The organism is Tabrizicola sp., from assembly GCF_036781545.1.
Classification (GTDB): Bacteria; Pseudomonadota; Alphaproteobacteria; order Rhodobacterales; family Rhodobacteraceae; genus Tabrizicola.
In genome coordinates, this window is the sequence record NZ_DAIQAT010000211.1 from 1 (window position 1) to 4,801 (window position 4,801).

At 69.9% G+C, this 4,801-nt stretch carries 6 protein-coding genes; 3 read left to right on the forward strand and 3 right to left on the reverse strand.

The genetic code is table 11. The annotated features are described in order from the left end of the window. Positions 1-231: FAD-dependent oxidoreductase (locus V7Q39_RS19250; RefSeq protein ID WP_333818228.1), on the reverse strand; the 231-nt coding region annotated here is incomplete at its 3' end. A gap of 179 nt (positions 232-410) precedes the next feature. Here V7Q39_RS19250 and V7Q39_RS19255 point away from each other — a divergent pair. Continuing rightward, positions 411-1,259: a LysR family transcriptional regulator gene (locus V7Q39_RS19255; protein WP_333818229.1), complete on the forward strand. Its 849-nt coding sequence runs from the start codon at positions 411-413 to the stop codon at positions 1,257-1,259. A 39-nt stretch (positions 1,260-1,298) separates the two neighbouring features. Here the strand turns inward: V7Q39_RS19255 and V7Q39_RS19260 are convergent, their stop codons facing one another. Next, entirely contained in the window at positions 1,299-1,985 is a 687-nt protein-coding gene (locus V7Q39_RS19260; protein WP_333818230.1) for a GntR family transcriptional regulator, read from the reverse strand. Next, positions 1,982-3,331 (reverse strand): formimidoylglutamate deiminase, encoded by a 1,350-nt coding sequence (locus V7Q39_RS19265; RefSeq protein ID WP_333818231.1) that lies wholly within the window; start codon positions 3,329-3,331, stop codon positions 1,982-1,984. The genes V7Q39_RS19260 and V7Q39_RS19265 overlap by 4 nt, the downstream gene beginning before the upstream one ends. A gap of 66 nt (positions 3,332-3,397) precedes the next feature. Here V7Q39_RS19265 and hutI point away from each other — a divergent pair, with 66 nt between their 5' ends. Continuing rightward, positions 3,398-4,591: an imidazolonepropionase gene (gene hutI, locus V7Q39_RS19270; protein ID WP_333818232.1), complete on the forward strand. Its 1,194-nt coding sequence runs from the start codon at positions 3,398-3,400 to the stop codon at positions 4,589-4,591. Beyond that, the coding region (locus tag V7Q39_RS19275) for an aromatic amino acid lyase (protein WP_333818233.1) at positions 4,581-4,801 on the forward strand (221 nt) is incomplete at its 3' end. The genes hutI and V7Q39_RS19275, both read left to right, overlap by 11 nt.

The following is a 4,801-nucleotide window of genomic DNA, read 5'->3' on the forward strand; positions in this document are numbered from 1 at the left end:
GCCCAGCCCGCGGTAGAGGCTGGCCGAATAGCGCTGCATGTTCATGATCGACCAGGAGGCCGAAAAGGTCGGCACGTTCCCGGCGGCATGCCAGGTTGACCCCGCCGTCAGCTCGTTCTTCTCCAGGAGCAGTGCGTCGGTCCAGCCCGCCTTCGCCAGATGATACAAGGCCGAGGCCCCCACCGCCCCGCCGCCGATGATCACCACCCGCGCTTGCGCAAATTCCGCCATGACCGCCTCCCTGCCCTTGCGCCCACTATCCGCCGCCACGCGCCCGCTTTCAATTCGGGCGGGACCGGGGTATTGATCGGGAAACCCGATCACGCTCCTTCTTCCGTTCCCGAATATCCTCCGGGGGTCCGGGGGGCGAAGCTCCCCGGGGCCAGTCCCAAGCGCCACGGCCCGAATCCATGCAGATCGACCTTCTCGACACCTTTCTCGACCTCGCCGAGACCCGCAGCTTCCACCGCACGGCAGAGCGGCTTCGGATCACCCAGTCCACCGTCTCGGCCCGCGTCACGGCGCTGGAACAGGCGGTCGGCAGCCGGCTCTTCGACCGCTCCCGCGCGGGGACCGACCTCACCCCGGAAGGCAAGCGTTTCGAGCCCCATGCCCGCGCGCTGCGCCACGAATGGAACGAGGCGCGGCGGCGCATCCAGATTCCGCAGGGGGCGTCGCAGCTGATGCGGCTCGGCATCCAGAACGACCTCGCGGCGGTCTACCTCGGCGACTGGGTGGCGCGGTTCCGGGTGGCGATGCCGGAGACCGCCTTCTACATCGAACCCGACTATTCCAACCAGATGTGCGCCGACCTGCTGACCGGCATCCTCGACTTCGCGGTGATGTTCAGCCCCAAGCCCCACCCCGACCTGCATTTCGAAAGCGTGGGCGACGTGATCTACCGCATGGTCTCAACCGACACCCCCCGCCTGGCCGAAGTGCGCCCGGAGCGCTTCGTCTTCGCGCATTTCTCCCCCGCTTTCGAGGAGATGCACCGCCAGATGACCCCCGACCTGGCGGCTTCGGCGGTGTCCGTCGGGCAGTCAGGGTCGGTGGTCTCGCTGCTGATGGCGATGGGCGGATCGGGCTATGTGCTGGAGAAGACGGCGGAAGAACTGGTCGCGGGGGGCCGGTTCATGATGGTGGCGGACGCCCCCGAGCTGCGCCAGCCGGTCTTTGCCGCGATCCATATCCGGCATCGGACGCTGGCGCTGCACCGCAAGCTGACGCAGCTTGTCTCCCGGCATTTCGCGGGATGAGAGAGCGCGGGGGATGGGCAATATGCCCAAGCCCTCTGCCTAGAACACCATTTGCACCCGATGCCCCGGGGCATGGGCGAGGCGCACCAGCGTCACCGGGCCTTCGGTGCCGTGGGTTGTCCGCTCGGCCACCAGAAGTGCCGTGCCGGGGGGGATGCCCAGCACCTCCGCCTCGCGCCGGGTGGCGGGTTCGGCGGTGAAGGCGATGTCGCCGGAGACGAGGCTCACATGCGTGACCAGCCATTCGTTCGCGCTGACCGCCGCGAAGTCGGGCAGCGGCGCGGGCAGGACGGCGGGGTTCAGCCAGCGGGTTTCCAGCACGAAGGGCCGCCCGCCGGCGAGATGCAGGGTTTCGAGATAGCGCATCGGGGCGCCCTCGGGCAGGCCGAGGCGGGCGGTGACGGGGACCGGCGCAGGCTGGGTGCGGTCGGCCAGGAGCTTGAAGCCGTAGGCGAGGCCGCGTCCCAGAACATCCAGCCGGATCACCGGAATCTCCAGCCGCGCCCTTCGCACCGGCAGTTCGGCCACCCGCGTCCCGGCGCGTTTCTTGCGCTCCAGCACGCCCGCCTCGGCGAGCGCCGTCAGCGCGCGGTTGACGGTCGCACGGGCCACGCCGAACTCCACCGAGAGGGCCTCCTCGCCGGGGATCAGCGCACCGGGGGGCCAGTCGCGCGCGCGGATGCGGCGCAGGACCTCGGCGCGGATGTCCTCCCAGCCGAGGGTCACAGCGCCTCGCGCAGGCGGCGCATGGTGGCGCGAAAGCGGGTCTCCACCGCCTCGCGGGCGATGTGGCGGCCCTCGCGGACGATGTGGCGCCCGGCGGACCAGAGGTCAGTGACAAGCCCGTCGCGTCCCGCGAAAAGGAAGGCGTCAAGCAACTGGTCGCCCGCCAGCCCCTCAAGCCGCAGGTCGCCGGTGTCAAGCGCCAGCAGGTCGGCCCATTGCCCCACGGCGATTGCCCCGCCCGCGCGTCCCGCCGCCTGCGCGCCACCCCTGGCCGCACCCTCCCACAGGAACCGCCCGGTCGAGCGGCTGTCGGCCAGCACCGCGCGCGCCTTCAGGTTCAGCCGCTGGGAGTATTCCAGAAGTCGCAACTCCTCGGCCAGCGAGATGCGGATGTTGCTGTCGCTGCCCACCCCGAAGGCACCGCCCGCCGCCAGCCAGCCGGGCGCATCGAAGATGCCGTCGCCGAGGTTCGCCTCGGTGATCGGGCAAAGCCCCGCGACCGCCCCGGTCCGGGCCAGCGCGGCGGTCTCCTCCGCGGTCATCTGGGTCGCATGGATCATGCACCAGCGCCGGTCCAGTGGCAGGTTTTTCACGGCCCAGTCGACGGGACGCGCGCCCCAGGCGGCCTGAACCTCGGCCACCTCGGCGACCTGCTCGGCGATGTGGATATGCACCGGCCCGCCGGGAACCATCCCCGCAACCCGCGCGAGGGTGTTCTGGCTGACCGCGCGCAAACTGTGGGGTGCGACGCCCAGCACTGCATCGGGCATGTTCGCCAGCGCGCGCCCTGCCCCCTCCAGCACCTGCGCATAGACCTCGGGCGTGGCGCCGAACCGCAGCTGCCCCCCGGCGAGCGCGCGGCCATCGACGCCGCCCTGTTCGTAGATCACCGGCAGGTGGGTGAGGCCCAGCCCGGTCTCCCCCGCCGCCGCCGCGATCCGGGCCGACATCTCCGCCGGATCGGCATAGGTGCCGCCGCCAACCGGGTGATGCAGGTAGTGAAACTCGCAGACCGCCGAAAAGCCCGATTCCGCCATCTCCACCATCGCCTGCGCGGCGATGGCCTGCACATCCTCGGGCGAGAGCCGCTCGAGGAAGCGATACATCAGCGCGCGCCAGGTCCAGAAACTGTCCTGCCCCGCCGTCCGCGCCTCGGTCAGCCCGGCCATCGCCCGCTGGAAGGTGTGTGAATGCAGGTTGACCGGGGCGGGCAGAAGGCAGCCATGCGCCAGCCCTTCGGGCACCGCGCCGGGGCTGACCGAGGCGATGCGCCCCTCTTCCACGACGATGCGGACATCCCGGGCCCAGCCCTCGGGCAGAAGCGCAGTCTCGGCGTGCAGGATCATGGCGACTCACTTGACTTGAATTATGTCTAGACATATTAGCCAATACACCACGCATAAGGCAAGACAATGCTCCTGACCCACGCCACCCTTGCAACGATGACGGAAGGCTATGGCCTGATCCCTGACGCTGCCCTGGCGCTGGACGGCGACCGGATCGCCTGGGCCGGGCCGATGGCCGACCTGCCCGCTGGATATCGCGCGCTGCCCGAGCATGATTGTGCGGGTCGCCTTGTCACCCCCGGCCTGATCGACTGCCACACCCATGCCGTCTTCGCGGGCCATCGTGCCGTGGAGTTCGAGCTGCGGCTGAAGGGGGCGAGCTACGAGGAGGTCGCCCGTGCCGGCGGCGGCATTCTTTCCACCGTCACCGCCACCCGCGCGGCATCGGAGGACGAGCTTCTGGCGAAGGCCCTGCCCCGCGTCGACCAGTTGATCGCCTCAGGCGCCACCACGATCGAGGTGAAATCCGGCTACGGGCTGACGGTCGCGGACGAGCTGAAGATGCTCCGCACCGCCCGCCGGATCGGACAGCACCGCCCGGTGACGGTGAGGACCACGCATCTCGCCGCCCATGCGATCCCGCCGGAATTCAAGGGCAATGCAATGGGTTACATCGCCGAGGTCGCGCGGCCCTCGCTCCGCGCGGCCCATGAGGAAGGGCTGGTCGATGCGGTGGACGCCTTCTGCGAAACCATCGCCTTCTCGGTGGACGAACTCGCCCCCCTCTTCGCCGAGGCGCGGGCGATTGGCCTGCCGGTGAAGCTTCATGCCGAGCAGCTGACCGATCAGGGCGGCGCGGCCTTCGCGGCGAGGCACGGCGCGCTGTCGGCGGACCATCTGGAATATCTCTCGGACGAAGGGATCGCCGCGATGGCGCAGGCAGGCACCGTTGCCGTGATCCTGCCCGGCGCCTTCTACACCCTGCGCGAGACGCAGGCGCCGCCGATCCAGGCCCTGCGCATGGGTCGCGTGCCGATGGCGGTGGCGACCGACCTCAACCCCGGCTCCTCGCCGCTCGCCTCGCTGACCTTGGCGATGAACATGGCCTGCACCCTCTTCCGCCTGACGCCCGAGGAGGCACTGCTGGGAACGACGGTGAATGCCGCCCGCGCCCTGGGCCTGACCGACCGCGGCCACATCGCCCCCGGCCTGCGCGCCGACCTCTGCATCTGGGACGCCGACCATCCGGCGGAACTTTCCTACCGCATCGGCGCCACGCCGCTTTCCACCCGCATCTTCGGAGGCTGTCTTGACGCCTGAACTCCTGATCCCCGGCAAGGTCTCGCTCGCGCAACTGGAGCGTATCTTCCGCGAGCGGCTGCCCGCCCGGCTGGACGACAGTGCCCGGCACGGTATCGAACGGGCCGCGGGCCATATCGCCGCGGCCGCGAACGGCAGCGTGGCGGTCTATGGGGTGAACACCGGATTCGGCAAGCTCGCCAGCATCAAGATCGCCGCGGAAGACACTGC

What these genes read in the sequence shown, in the direction of transcription:
- V7Q39_RS19265 (WP_333818231.1), bottom strand. Translation starts at nt 3,331, where the DNA reads ATGATCCTGCACGCCGAGACTGCGCTTCTGCCCGAGGGCTGGGCCCGG.
- V7Q39_RS19255 (WP_333818229.1), top strand. Translation starts at nt 411, where the DNA reads ATGCAGATCGACCTTCTCGACACCTTTCTCGACCTCGCCGAGACCCGC.
- hutI (WP_333818232.1), top strand. Translation starts at nt 3,398, where the DNA reads ATGCTCCTGACCCACGCCACCCTTGCAACGATGACGGAAGGCTATGGC.